At 36.7% G+C, this 14761-nt stretch carries 8 protein-coding genes; 3 read left to right on the top strand and 5 right to left on the bottom strand.

Annotated features, from left to right (window positions below; translation table 11 throughout):
* Window positions 1-92 precede the first annotated feature (92 nt).
* Window positions 93-461: a hypothetical protein gene (locus tag SGJ10_00800; protein ID MDZ4756661.1), complete on the bottom strand. Its 369-nt coding sequence runs from the start codon at window positions 459-461 to the stop codon at window positions 93-95.
* A 223-nt stretch (window positions 462-684) separates the two neighbouring features.
* Here SGJ10_00800 and SGJ10_00795 point away from each other — a divergent pair, with 223 nt between their 5' ends.
* From SGJ10_00795 to SGJ10_00785, 3 genes are read left to right on the top strand one after another with little or no spacing between them, the layout of a single operon-like run.
* Window positions 685-2949, top strand: coding sequence for an NADP-dependent malic enzyme (locus tag SGJ10_00795; GenBank protein MDZ4756660.1), 2265 nt, complete (start codon window positions 685-687; stop codon window positions 2947-2949).
* Window positions 2950-2985: 36 nt separating this feature from the next.
* Window positions 2986-4191 (top strand): NAD(P)-dependent oxidoreductase, encoded by a 1206-nt coding sequence (locus SGJ10_00790; protein MDZ4756659.1) that lies wholly within the window; start codon window positions 2986-2988, stop codon window positions 4189-4191.
* A gap of 45 nt (window positions 4192-4236) precedes the next feature.
* Entirely contained in the window at window positions 4237-5247 is a 1011-nt protein-coding gene (locus SGJ10_00785; protein ID MDZ4756658.1) for a Gfo/Idh/MocA family oxidoreductase, read from the top strand.
* Window positions 5248-5561: 314 nt separating this feature from the next.
* On the opposite strand, the gene metG is transcribed toward SGJ10_00785, so the two are convergent.
* From metG to SGJ10_00765, 4 genes are all read right to left on the bottom strand, one after another.
* Window positions 5562-7643: a methionine--tRNA ligase gene (gene metG / locus SGJ10_00780; protein ID MDZ4756657.1), complete on the bottom strand. Its 2082-nt coding sequence runs from the start codon at window positions 7641-7643 to the stop codon at window positions 5562-5564.
* A 21-nt stretch (window positions 7644-7664) separates the two neighbouring features.
* Complete coding sequence (locus SGJ10_00775) at window positions 7665-11339, bottom strand: HAMP domain-containing sensor histidine kinase (protein ID MDZ4756656.1); 3675 nt, start codon at window positions 11337-11339, stop codon at window positions 7665-7667.
* Between the two features lies 1 nt (window position 11340).
* Window positions 11341-12315 (bottom strand): ADP-glyceromanno-heptose 6-epimerase, encoded by a 975-nt coding sequence (gene rfaD / locus SGJ10_00770; protein ID MDZ4756655.1) that lies wholly within the window; start codon window positions 12313-12315, stop codon window positions 11341-11343.
* Window positions 12316-12424: 109 nt separating this feature from the next.
* On the bottom strand, window positions 12425-14761 hold a 2337-nt coding region (locus tag SGJ10_00765), incomplete at its 5' end, for a T9SS type A sorting domain-containing protein (protein MDZ4756654.1).

The raw sequence follows: 14761 nt of genomic DNA, 5'->3' as shown, positions 1-14761 counted from the left end.
CGATAGTTATCGGAGTTCGCGGCGAGCGATACTACAATAAAATAAAGTGTCCGTTATAATTTGGCTTTTCTTATTTGAATTATGAAAGAGGTCTAATATTGAAATCCTGCATCCCAGCCAAAGGCTCTCACGGCAAACAATTGGTGGGCTATAATTTCACAAACCATCATAGACACCGAAACTAAGTGATAACCTCTCCTGTTAATTACAATATTAAAGACATATATCGCTATACTAAAAATATTAATATATGCTATTAAATAATCTTCTAAGTATAAAAATATAATAACCCAACTAAAATGTATACCCATCCCTAATGTATGAACCAAATTACATAATTTGTAAAACCTTAAGTTATACGGAGTGATTTTATCAGGCAGGGAATTAAAACCAGGTATAGTCCTGATAATAGGTAAGCCATCAATAAGATGTGCAAACTTTGTAAATATGTTTGTCGCCATTAAAAATAGTATTTATTAAAAGCAGCAATCTGAATATGTGTTGCAAATATAAACAAAACCTTTACTAAGGACTTGCTTTTTATATGCTTGTGTGCTGCTAATGGTAAATATTTTTCTTGTTTTATATTAAAATATGCTTATAAATAATGGCTAAACAACCCATACTTTTCTATACCTTTGACCTCTCGAAAAACCTACCTTATTATCATACAAATAAAGCATAATGACAGACAATAAACTGAAACTAGACGCACTTAATTATCATTCGGAAGGGAAGCCTGGTAAAATAGAAGTAATACCAACCAAACCCACCCATACCAAAAGAGACCTTAGCTTAGCATACTCGCCTGGTGTGGCCGAACCCTGCTTAGAAATTGCTGCCAATGTTGATGAAGTATATAAGTATACCGCTAAAGGGAATTTGGTAGCTGTAATAAGCAATGGCACTGCCGTTTTAGGTCTTGGAGACATTGGTCCTGAAGCTAGCAAACCCGTAATGGAAGGAAAGGGAATCCTATTTAAAATATTTGCAGGGATCGATTGTTTCGATTTAGAACTAAATACGAAAGATACAGAATTATTTATACAAACCGTAAAAGCCCTTGAACCCACTTTTGGAGGCATTAATCTTGAAGACATAAAAGCCCCGGAATGTTTTGAAATTGAGCGTCGACTCAAAGAGGAATTAAAAATACCAATTATGCACGATGACCAACACGGCACCGCTATCATTAGCGGAGCAGGGTTGCTGAATGCTTTGCAGGTGGTAGAAAAAGAGATATCAAAAGTGAGATTGGTGGTGAATGGTGCCGGGGCTTCAGCAATTAGCTGTACCCGCTTATTTATAGCTTTGGGTGCAACACGCGAAAACGTGGTAATGGTTGATAGTAAAGGCGTAATCAACACAAACCGTGCTGATTTAGATGACTCAAAAAAAGAATTTATTACAAAAAGGGATATTGCAACATTGGCCGCAGCCATGAAAGATGCTGATGTGTTTGTGGGCTTGAGCAAGGCCGATGTGGTATCTGTAGAAATGGTACAAAGTATGGCCCCTAATCCTATTGTATTTGCAATGGCTAATCCCAACCCAGAAATAGCCTACGACTTGGCCATTGCGTCGCGTCCCGATATTATAATGGCCACAGGCCGAAGCGACCACCCTAACCAAGTGAACAATGTATTGGGATTCCCCTTTATTTTTCGCGGTGCTTTAGACGTAAGGGCAACTTGCATAAACGAGGAAATGAAGTTAGCTGCGGTATTTGCTATCGCAAGTTTGGCCCACGAGCCCGTTCCCGAAATTGTGAATCTTGCCTATAGCCAAAAAAATATAGTTTTTGGAAAAGAATATATATTGCCCAAGCCTATGGATCCCCGCCTAATTACAACCGTTGCCCCTGCGGTAGCCAAGGCCGCTATGGACAGTGGCGTTGCTCGCAAACCTATTACAGACTGGGATGCATATAATCAAGAATTGCTAAGCAGGCTCGGTGATGAAAATAAGTTTATGAGGTTGGTGATGCAAAGGGCCAAAACCAATCCCAAACGCGTGGTATTTTCGGAAGCCGATACCTATAAAATATTAAAGGCTGCCGAGATTGTAAAAGAGGATGGCTTGGCTATTCCAATACTTTTGGGCAACCGCGAAAAAATTCTGGCCATGATTGCAGAAAACAATTTGGATTTGGATGGAGTGGAGATTGTGGACCAAATGGCAGAAGAAGCAAAACGCAGTGAGTTTGCCCAACGATATTTTGAAAAACGCCAACGAAAAGGTGTCAGCTTGCACGATGCTAAAAAGATTATGCGTGAACGTAATTATTACGGTTGTATGATGCTTGAAGTTGGCGAAGCTGATGCTATGATTTCGGGTATGACACGTAACTATCCCAATACCATTCGGCCTGCATTGCATATAATAGGTCGAGACGAAAGGGTGAACAAAGTAGCAGGAATGTATATAATGCTCACCAAAAAAGGAGTATTGTTTTTTGCAGATGCCACAGTGAACCAAAGGCCAACTGCCGAAGACCTAGCTGACATTACATTGCTCACTGCAAAAGCTGTTGAGAATTTTAATATAGTACCTCGTGTTGCCATGCTTAGTTATACCAATTTCGGCAGCACCGAAGGCGATACCCCAAAACGCGTACAAAAAGCCCGTGAGCTCGTGAAACAACGCCGCCCTGATTTGATAGTGGATGGTGATATACAAGGAAATTTTGCTCTCAATCAAAGTTTGCTTGAAGAAAATTTTCCCTTTAGTGAATTAGTCGGAGGGCCTGCCAATGTTCTTATTTTCCCCAGCCTTAGTGCGGGTAATATCTGTTATAAAATATTACAAGAACTTGGTGCCGCTGAAGCCATAGGGCCCGTATTGTTAGGTATGAACAAACCCGTTCATATTGTACAATTGGGCAGCTCGGTCCGTGAAATTGTGAATATGGTTTCTATCGCAGTGCTCGACGCACAAGCAAGGGCTTAGTATATAAATACGTTTAGTTCTTAACTTTGCCCGCTCATGCAACAAGTAAAAATAGGTTTGATACGAGAAGGCAAGGAACAGCCAGACAAGCGGGTGGCTTTAACCCCAGCCCAATGTGTGAAACTAAAAATCGCATTCCCGCATGCTGAAATTGTCGTTCAGCCTTCGCCCCATCGTTGTATCGCTGATGAAGAATATAAAAATGTAGGATTACAGCTAGTTGAAGATTTATCAGATTGTGATATATTATTAGGAATTAAAGAGGTTCCTGTTGAACTATTGATAGAGAAAAAAACCTATTTGTTTTTTTCGCATACCATCAAAAAACAAGCACATAACCGCAATCTTTTGCGGGAAATTATCAAAAAGAAAATCAGGTTGATTGATTATGAAACCCTCGCCTGGGAAAATGGAAGTAGGATATTGGGTTTTGGTCGCTATGCCGGCATTGTTGGTGGACACAATGGGTTTCTAACTTATGGCAAAAAGAAAAAACTATATGACTTAAAGCCTGCTTACCTGTGTAAAAACTATGATGAACTTTTGGCACAATATAAGAATATACAAATCCCTCCGATCAAAATATGTTTAACTGGCGATGGCCGTGTAAGCCATGGTGTGATAGAGTTATTTCAGAAACTTAATTTGCGTGAAGTAACACCACGTGCCTATTTGCAAGAACAGTTTGATGAACCCATATATGTGCACCTCCGTTCAGAACACTATTATGAACACAAAGACAGTAGGCCATGGGACAAGAGCGATTTTTACCACAATCCGGAAGATTATAAAGGTACTTTTAAACCTTATACCCAAGTTACAGATTTGCTAGTAAATGGTATTCTTTGGAAACCAGGGGTGCCGCCTTTTTTTACACGAGCCGAGATGAAAGAAGATAACTTTAATATACAAGTTATTGCTGATATTAGTTGCGATATTCCCGGTTCATTGCCCTCAACTTTACGGGCTACCACCATCGAAAATCCTGTATATGGTTATCATAAATATAGCGAATCGGAAGTAGAAGAATATATGCCCAATACCATTGATATCATGGCTGTGGGAAACCTTCCTTGCGAATTACCTTATGATGCTTCAAATGGATTTGGGGAAGATTTATTACGCTCAGTGATGCCACATTTGTTAAGCAAAAAATTTGATGATATTATACTAAATGCTACTATAGCAGAGAATGGTTCGCTCACAAAAAAATACCTCTATCTTACTGATTATATTTCATAATATGTTTATTACAAAATACCTCTTTATAAAAACACTTTATTATATATGATGAAGAAAGTTACTTTTGCAGTTTGTGGATTTGGACATATAGGAAAACGACACGCCCAGATGGTTGACAGACATGAGTTTGGCGAACTAAGAGCTATAATAGACGTTGACCCCAATAAATTACAAGAAGCAAAAAAATTATATCCCAGCATACAAACGTTTTTAAAGCTTGAAGATTATATAAATAATCAAAAATGTGATGTGGGAATTATCGCTACACCAAATTATTTGCATACACCTCAAGCAGAATTGTTGCTCAAAGAAAACCATCATGTTGTTATTGAAAAACCTATGGGTATTGATTCAGAAAGTTGTAATACTTTGGCAAGTGATTATCCCAATAATTATATATTTTGTGTAATGCAAAATAGATATTCACCACCCGCAAAGTGGTTGAAAAGTATCATAGACCAAAATATTTTGGGAGAAATATATATGGTTCAAATAAATTGCTTTTGGAATCGTGATCAACGTTACTATACTCCCCAATCGTGGCGTGGCAGCAAGGCGTTTGACGGAGGTGTTTTGTACACGCAATTCAGCCATTTTATAGATATGATGTACTGGATATTTGGGGATATAGAAAATATACAAACCAAACTTTATAATAATAACCACAGCGGCATTACAGAATTTGAAGACAGTGGTTTTTCTAGTTTTGAATTTATAAGCGGTGGTAGTGGTACACTTAATTTCTCTACATCGGTATATGATAAGAATTTTGAAAGCAGCATTACAATTATAGCTCAAAACGGTACAATAAAAATTGGCGGACAATATATGGATGAGGTAAGCTATGGTCATATAAAAGACTATATAATGCCTAAACTAGAAAAAACACAAGATGCTAATGATTACGGGCACTATAAAGGTTCTGCTAACAACCACGATAAGGTAATTGATAATGTGATTAACACCCTAAACGGATTGGAAAAACCACATACCTCCGCAATAGAAGGAGCTAAAGTAGTAGAAATTATCGAACGAATATATAATACCAATTCTTAAACTAAAATAGTTCTCCGCATGTGGCGGATTTAGTTTTTAGAATGGTAATGCCGAACTACATCCCGAAAGCCCCGCTTAATCCCGATAATTATCGGGATGCGGGGGAATTGGTCCCTTTCTTTTGGACTATTATATATTGAGTTTCGGTATAATAGTGCTAGGTAGTTTCTGAACGGGAACTCGGTGCTTGGCTTGAAAACTTCTGTTTTGACTCCGCCAGCGGGCGGAGGAAATTAAAAAACCAGACAGTTTTTTCTTATAAATGACCGTTTTTTAATGAGCAAAACGAAAAAAGACCAGTTTTCGGATGAGTACTAAGTAATATCCGCACCTGGATTTATTATACTTGTAGGGCTTACAAAATGTAAATTTCCTTCGCTGTCCTTCGCCATCAAAATCATTCCCTCGCTTTCGATACCACGCATTTTACGAGGAGCTAAATTAGCGACCAACGATACTTGTTTTCCTATTATATCTTCTGGTTTATAATATTCTGCAATGCCTGATACAACTATGCGTTTGTCAATACCTGTATCCAAAACAAGTTTCAATAACTTATCTGCACTGGGTACTTTTTCGGCTTCAATAATAGTAGCCACCCGCAAGTCAATTTTTGCAAAATCGTCAAAGTTTATTATATCCTTTGGGGGGTTCAAATTTGTTGCAGCAGGAGCAAGACTCCCAATTGTACTTTGAAGTTTTTCTGTTTGTTTTTGTATTTCAACATCCTCAATGTTTTTAAACAAATGCACGGCTGCTGCAATCTCATGCCCCGTTTCCAAGATTATATGTTTACCGTTTATTATAGTATTAAAATCATTGGCCGTGGGAAAAGTATTATATAAATTAAATATTTTTTTTGCTGTTTCTGGTAAAAATGCTTGCGATAAAATACCCAAGTTATAACAATAGGTTAATGCAGTATTTAAAACTGTTTCTGTTTGTTCTTTATTGGTTTTTATCAAATGCCAAGGCTCAGTATCGGCGAAGTATTTATTACCCGCCCTATATAAATCCATCAACTCGGCCAATGCTTCTCTAAACTTAAACTTCGCTAAATATTCATCTATCACTTTACTTTGCCTATATAAGTTTTCGAAGAGCTTGTTTTCCAATTCTCCGCTTGTATTTTGACCTGGCACCTTCCCCTCAAAAAACTTATGTGTTAATACAATTACTCGATTTACAAAGTTGCCCAAAACGGCTACCAATTCACTGTTTACAGCCAATTGATATCCACCCCAAGTAAAGTCACTGTCTTTGCTTTCGGGAGCGATTGCAGTGAGGTAATATCGCAATTCGTCATTTCTATTGGGGAAATCTTCCAAATATTCGTGCAACCACACCGCCCAGTTTCGCGAGGTGGATATTTTATCGCCTTCTAGGTTTAGAAACTCATTGGCAGGAACATTTTCGGGCAACAGGTATTGCTTCCCTCCCGTGCTGTTATAGGCCATTAGCATGGCAGGGAAAATAATACAATGAAATACTATATTGTCTTTACCTATAAAGTGAATCAGTTTTTGATCCGTATTTTCATTTTGTATCCAATATTTCTCCCAACCTTCTTTTATATATTCTTTTGTATTGCTGATATAACCTAATGGAGCATCGAACCATACATACATTACTTTGCCAGCAGCATCTTTTACCACAGGTGGCAGCTTTACTCCCCAATCCAAATCTCGGGTCATGGCACGGGCATTTAATCCATCATTCAGCCACGATTTACATTGTCCATATACATTAATTTTCCAATCGCCTTGGTGGCTATTTATATAATTTTCTAATTGGTTTTGATATTTATTCAAAGGCAAATACCAGTTTTTTGTTTCACGCATTTCTGGTTTTTCCCCACTAAGTGCCGATTTGGGGTTTATCAAGTCCGTAGGATTCAAAGTGCTGCCACACCGCTCACACTGGTCTCCATAAGCATTTGGGTTGCTGCATTTGGGGCAAGTGCCTGTAATATACCTGTCAGCTAAAAATTGATTGGCTTTTGCATCATAAAACTGCTGGGTAACTTCTTCATCAAATTTAGAATGGGTATATAATGTTTCGAAAAAATGCTGGGCATTGTTATGGTGATAAGGTGCGGAAGTTCTCCCATAAAAAGAAAAATCGATCCCAAATTTTTCAAAAGCATCCTTCATCATTGTATTATACTTATCCACTATTGCTTGAGGTGTAGTTCCTTCCTTTGTGGCCCTAATGGTAACAGGTACACCATGTTCATCGCTGCCACATATAAAGATGCTGTCTTCTCCTTTTAGTTTGAGATATCTGTGATAAATATCGGCAGGGAGAAAGCAACCTGCTATATGTCCTACATGCAGTGGGCCATTTGCGTACGGCAATGCTGCAGTAATAGTATATACTTTTTTCTTGTCACTCATGGTGCTGCAAAAATATACCTTTTATTTGGCCAAATCAAGTTCTATATAAAATGTACTGCCCACATTTTGTTCGGTTTCGAACCATATACTTCCATTTGCCCGCTCAATAATTTTCTTCACAATGGCTAACCCCAACCCCATACCCGAATTCTTAGTGCTGAAATTTGGTTCAAAAATATGGTTATGCAGTTCTATAGGTATCCCTGTGCCGTTGTCTTTTATCGTTATCAAAGCCTTGCTTTCTTTGTTTTCAATATAAATATCTACAATCGGCTCAACCCCCTCCTTTGTGGCTTGAATGCCATTTTTAACGAGGTTGTTCATCGCCCTTTGTATAGCATCTGGATTAATTAGTACAATGCTTTCTTTCATATTGCTATGATAATTAACCAATGCATCGCCGGGCATATTGTATAATTGAGCAATTTTTTTACATACATCGCTCAGGTTTATTAGTTGGGGTTGCCCCTCCGTCATTCGTGCAAATGAACTAAATTCTCCTGCCAACTGCGATAAGGAATCAATTTGTTCAATCAATAAATTACTTACCCTTTTCACATGGGCTTCTAAGTCGCTTACATTTTCGTGGGCCGAGCGTTGCAACATTTGAAGATTTAACTTCATCGGGGTGAGCGGGTTTTTAATTTCGTGAGCTATCTGTTTTGCCATCTCTCGCCATGCTTGGTCACGCTCTGTTCTGGCAAGCATCTCCGCACTCTCTTCCAACTTGTCTATCATCAAATTGTACTGCCTCACCAAGGCTCCTATCTCATCACGCTTATTCCATACCAATTTGTTGTTCTTTTTCCCAAATGTGGTTTGTGCGATTTTCAATCTGATAAAATTAAGACTATTACTTACCCTTAATGATATTATATAAGAAAACAAACTTATAATAATAAATATAAGAGAATAAGGTGTTATCAGGCTAATAATATTGGATTTTATTTCCGTTTCTAATTCCGCTTCTTTACTAAAAAAAGGCAGGTTTATATAAGCCACTATTTTGTTGTTTTCTATAATAGGCAAATATGCAGATAAATAATTAAGCTTGCCTATGTTTTCATTATGTATAAACTGCGATTGACTTTTATAACTTAACTGCTGCAAAGCATCGGGATTGATGCGGTTACTCATAATGCCAAATTCAAATATTTTAGGCTGTGAAGTGGCCAGCAAATTTCCGCTTAGGTCATACAAATTAATATCGGAGGCATATAGTTCGCTTAGCTTGCCCACTTGTGTATTGAGCTCGTTCAATTGGTAATTATTCGGGTTTATTCCAGCTTCATTTTTTATCTCGTAGGCTATTTGCTTTATTTTAAGTAGCAGTTTGTTGTTTTGGTTTTCATTAAATTTGTTCACTATTCCTTGCTGACTAATTACCGCAGTAATCACTATGGTAATTATAATTAAAAATGCCAACATAAGTTGTATTTGATTTGACAATAACGAAAGGTTAAAACCACCAGATACATAATTACTTTTGAAAGATTGAAAAACTGATACAATATATCGTCTTTTGCTTTTAAAAAAATATCTAATGTGCCTCATAAAATGGAAAAATGTGCTTAACAAAAACACAATAAATAATATTTGAACAAAGAAAGTTACAAAAAACAATATATAAGTGAATGCTCGATAAAACGGTTCACTTTGGCGACTAGCAATTATTATAATATTGTTGTTGTTATACGCCAAATGGTCATACCCATTCTCGGTGAATTCAAAAAAATTATCTTTAAAATTAAAGTTCGGGCTATCCAAATTAACAGGATAATTATATATTCCATGATTGTTGAAAAGTTTCCCTCCACGATACATACACCACGAATAGTCTGGATTTTGGAAAAAATCTACCTTGTGGCTTTGGCTAAACAATTCTGTTTGCACAAATTGGTCACCAAGCGTTTTTGGCTGTAATACTATATATATATCTCCATTATTTCCGATATCTTCTTTAAAGGCATAGCGAGCAATATAACCCTGTAGTGTACTGGAGGAATTAATCCTCGAAAAGTTTGTATTTTCTACTTGCGATGCGTTATTCCTATATAGAGAATCCAGTTCTTCTACCTTAGCATAACTTGAATCGTTTTGTGTGGTATATAGCGAAATATTATAATGCCCCAAATACCCTGTAAAATAATTTTCCTTTATTCTTTTCTTTAACAGCTCGTTGTCTCCCTGGTTTTTATATAATAGCTTCTTTAATGAAAAATCGTTTTGTAATCGTTTATCAATATCCGACATTAGCCTCTCGGCTCTCCCATCTCTTCGTTCATATATATTTTGCGTAATAATTCTTCGTGATGCGTTTTCTTTCTCTCTGTTATAATAAGAAAATAATAACCCAATAATTACCGACGACATGATTAAAGAAAAAAAACTCTTATGTAAATGTGTTTGTTCCTTTCCATGTATTACAATAAATAATAAGCCCACAAGCAGGGCTATTCCTAATAAATATATATATCCACTTATCCAAAATAATAAACTTAAAAATAAAAATAATATACTTATAAACAAAGGGACATTCTTCTTGTGTAAATCAATTTTAGAAGTTGGTATTACCCTAATGGCTAAAAAGCCCATCACGCAGCATAGAGACACAGCCAACAAGGCGTACAGTGTATAACTATTAATGGATTTATTGGAAAAGTTGAGGGATATTGTTGAGTCGACTATAAGTGTTTGAACCAAGTATACTGACACAATGGGGAAGGCTAATAATATAGCTGATATAATATACTTAGTGGGTTTTGCAAACATGCGAGGTGCTTTAAGGTTGCCATTCCCTTTTTGGACGAGGACCACAAATAATAAACGACAAGCCAAACCTACGTTTATGATAAAATCGGCAAGAGATGGGAAAAAGAAATTAGAAGCATAAACGGTAGGGCTAAATATTTCCCCGTCATATAAAAAGCTTGAATATTTGTAGTGAATCTGCAATACACGAACACCTATCAAAATCAATACAAAAACCAAAGACATATAAAAGGCAAACCCTTTGCAAATGAAATAAATGATAAATGACTCAATGGAGAAATACAATAAAATTGCTCCCAATATAATAATTATCTTTAACCAATTGGGATAATTTGCTTGGTCTGAGATGTTTTGGAATGAGAAATAATACTTCCCGTCAGGCGATTTAATTTCATAAAACCCAGGCAGTTTAACCAAACTTATTTTTACGTTTTCTATTTCCTCCCATTTTTCACTAAGTTCGTTTTCCAAATATTTGTTTTGTATCAAATACTCATTCTTAATGAGAAACAATAGCAAATAATTATAATACCCCTTGTTTTTTTTATACACCTGAAAGATTCCGTTTTGTGTTTTTAAAAAGGTAGAACCCTTTCGCAAATCATCCAAACAACTATCGATAGTCACTCTTTCGGTACTCCAGTACACCATGCTGTCGCCATTGAATGCCAATAGTTCAAATCCGTTTTCATGTATTTTGTCGGCAATGGTTTTCTCAAAATTTAGTACGGCATATTCATTGATAATGTTGGTATCATTCAATAAAGCATCAGCTATTTTTTCATTTTTTTCAATGCGTTTGTATATATTTTCCGATAGAATCGTTTGTCGTTCTGCGTCATTTTTTTTCCAATAATTTTCCCATAACAAACCCGATAACAAACTTGTTAGTCCTAAAACAAAAGCTATTATACGGAATTTCATATTATAGATAATTTCCTGCTTTTAAATAGTTTTGTATATAATCTTGCATTCCGTTTTGCAAAGAATAAAAAGGTGTACCATAACCAACACTCCGCATCTTATTCATATTTGCACAGGTATAATACTGATATTTTTCACGTATATCTTCAGGTGTGTCTATATAATGTATTTCTCCTCCTTCACTACTGTTCTCTATGGCACTTAAAGCAAGTTGCTCAAAAGTTTCTGCATGGCCAGTGCCCAGATTATATATCCCCGAATGTTTTCGATTAATCATAAACCAATATAATACATCACATACATCTTTTACATATATAAAGTCTCGCATTTGTCCACCATCTCTATAGTTTGGGTTGTGTGATCTGAATAGATTTATTCGTTGCTGCGAATTGTTTTTTTGTAATTGATTATAGGCATGAAATATTACCGAAGCCATCCTGCCTTTATGATATTCATTGGGTCCATACACATTGAAAAACTTAAACCCCGCCCAAAAGAAAGGCTTGGTTTCCTGCTTTAAAGCCCAAATATCAAATTCATTTTTTGATACTCCGTAGGGATTTAAAGGTTTTAATTGTGGTATGAGTTCTTCATTATCATCATAGCCCAATTCACCCAAACCGTAGGTAGCAGCAGATGATGCATAAATTAAAGGTATATCATAATCCACACAAAGTTTCCAAATAATTTTGGTATAATTCAGATTAAGTTTGTCGAATATATCTTTGTTGGTTTCAGTAGTATCCGTTCGTGCACCTATGTGCAGAATAGTTTGTATATGTTGTTCTTTTCCTTTCACCCATTCAACAAATACATCACGTTCTACAAGTTCTTTATATTGTTTATTAGCTAAGTTTTTGTTTTTCTCCCCGTTCGAGAAATCATCAACCAATACTATTTCTTTATAACCCATACTATTGAGCTTTGCCACCATGCAACTACCAATAAAACCCGCCGCCCCTGTAACGATTATCATATCATTTTGTTTTATGCAAAAGTATATGATGATGCACATAAACCAAGCCAATAAAAAAAGCCCCGAAGAGAGAAACTCTTTCGGGGCTTTGAAACACGTTTATATATAACTATTGGCCTATTTTTACTAATCTAATAGTTTGGTTAATGTTTTCGCCTTTAAGCGTTAACAAATAAACTCCTTTTGCCAAATCTGTAAGTCCAATAACCTTAGTGGTTTCAAATTTTGAAGAGGTTGATATCGTTTCAGTTCTTATAGTTTTACCATCAATGTCGGAAATCGTCAGTGATACTAGGCCGTTATTATTACCTGATATTTTCAAGGTGGTACTTTCAACAACTGGATTTGGATAAGCCGCTACACTCACTTCTGCCGTTCTATCCATTTCTGTACTAAGCATTTGAACTTTAGAATAGGTGTATTTTCCGTCCTTGTCTACTTGTTTAATGCGATAATATAATACTTCTTTTCCTAAATCCTTGGCCCCTAAATCTTCAAATGTATAATAGTTTATATTAGCATTGTTTGTAGCGTTTTCCTGCCCGATGTTCTCAAATATTTTGTTATCAAAACTACGTTCTATTTCAAAATGTTCATTGTTAATCTCCATGGCAGTTGACCATTGTAGTTTAGCATCATTGCCATTCCATTTAGCATTGAATGAAAGCCAAGTTACAGGTAAAGCCCCATAGGCTGATACGCCATAGCTTGCAAAATCGCCAGTAATATTTGCAGAATCCAACCATCCATAATTAAAGGTGAAATTAGTATGGCCATTGTTTTTAATAAATACGGAAAGATTGTTATCGTTGAAATAGGGTATCTCATATCTACTTAAAGCAGCATTCCAATATTTGAATGAAGAATCGTTTGTAGTTGGACTTGCTACCAATAATACTTGTTGCGTACCATCATTATAAGCTATAATATCATTTGTTGCATTAGGCAAAGTGCTAAACACAATTGTTCTGCGACCGATAGTGCCAGTGCTACCTGAGTAATTACCATCTTCTGGATCTGAACCCGATACTTTGCCTGGCATTACAGTAGACGAGGTTGAATTTACTGTCCCATCTGCTGTGCCTGCCGGTGCGTTCAATGTTACTTTATAAGGATAGGTGGCATTTCCAGATGGAGTATTAAATAAGTTGGGGTTAATTCCAGCGTATGTCTTAGCATCGGCTACATTGGTTCTTTCTATACCGAAGTTAACGCCACTCATATTGAGCAAGGCTGTAGTTGCTGTAACAGCAACATCTGCTGTTCCAGTTTGGTTGCCACTTCCTGAACTATTGTTTGTGCCAAATGCATCGCCTACCGCAACCCAACCCGTAGGCAAGTTTGCCGATGAAGGAGCAATTGCACCTACATTCACATTGCTGCTTGATATGCGAATTATATAAGCAGTGTTACCATCTATATTGGCAAAAGTATAAGTACCATTTCCATTATTAAATGTATCTTTTGCTACTACATTGCCCGAGCCGTTTACTAAGTATGCATACATTGTAGTTGCTGATGGATTGTCGAGCGTTGAACCATTCACTACATTGTCTACCAAACCGTTCAAATCATTAAACATCGTTCCTGAAATAGTAAGTCCAGTAAAGGGCATAGTGATAGTATTGGGCGTAGAATCTGCTTTTAGAGCATTGTCTATGCTAGTGAATGTAAATATAACCGAGCCGCTTCCTGTAAATGTAGGATCTACTCTTAATAAGGTTGAGTCATAATTACTAATTGTATCACCAACCGACACTACGATATTATTATAATATAGGGTTCCGTTACCAGGCAAAGTACTAATAACAAATTTATGTCCTTGGCCTTTGATTCCGTCTTCTGCATCTGTGCCAGACAAGCTAGGTGTTTGTACTTTTACAGTGCCTCCTGGGTTCACTTGGCTTGAAGCTGTTTTATCAGCACCATCAGGACGTTTTTCTATTCCAAAATCAACATTTGTTACATGGGAAGTGGTTAGCGAAACTGTGATTTGAGAATTAGAAATTCCTGTTTCGATACCTGTTCCCGCTGAATTATTTACACCATGGTTTTCGCCTACACTTAACCAGTTTGCTGGAAGGTGTGCTAATGTAGGTGCAACAGCACCTACATTTACATTGTCTGTTGTTATTCTAACAGTATAGGTTGTGTTGGCATTACATATATTGGTGAAATCGTAGGTGCCATTGCTGTTAACAGTATCTTTCGCAAACACATCCCCATTTCCATCCACTAAATAGGCATATAATTGTATGTTGGAGGGATTATTAAAACCAGTACCGTTTACAATATTATCAGTTAAACCGTTTCCATCGTTAAATACCGTTCCACTTATTCCAAGTCCTGTAAACGGCATGGTGATGGTGTTTGAAACCGAGTCTTCAATACCTGCCGAATCTATCGAGATAAACGTAAAGCTACTGGTTCCGCCTCCGTTAAAGGT

The organism is Bacteroidota bacterium, from assembly GCA_034439655.1.
Taxonomy (GTDB): Bacteria; Bacteroidota; Bacteroidia; order UKL13-3; family UKL13-3; genus CANJUD01.
This window is presented reverse-complemented; position numbering and strand designations above follow the sequence as displayed.

Excerpts from the sequence above, each read along its gene's own strand:
- SGJ10_00800 (MDZ4756661.1), bottom strand. The coding sequence starts at position 461 with ATGGCGACAAACATATTTACAAAGTTTGCACATCTTATTGATGGCTTA.
- SGJ10_00795 (MDZ4756660.1), top strand. The coding sequence starts at position 685 with ATGACAGACAATAAACTGAAACTAGACGCACTTAATTATCATTCGGAA.
- SGJ10_00790 (MDZ4756659.1), top strand. The coding sequence starts at position 2,986 with ATGCAACAAGTAAAAATAGGTTTGATACGAGAAGGCAAGGAACAGCCA.
- SGJ10_00785 (MDZ4756658.1), top strand. The coding sequence starts at position 4,237 with ATGATGAAGAAAGTTACTTTTGCAGTTTGTGGATTTGGACATATAGGA.
- metG (MDZ4756657.1), bottom strand. The coding sequence starts at position 7,643 with ATGAGTGACAAGAAAAAAGTATATACTATTACTGCAGCATTGCCGTAC.
- SGJ10_00775 (MDZ4756656.1), bottom strand. The coding sequence starts at position 11,339 with ATGAAATTCCGTATAATAGCTTTTGTTTTAGGACTAACAAGTTTGTTA.
- rfaD (MDZ4756655.1), bottom strand. The coding sequence starts at position 12,315 with ATGATAATCGTTACAGGGGCGGCGGGTTTTATTGGTAGTTGCATGGTG.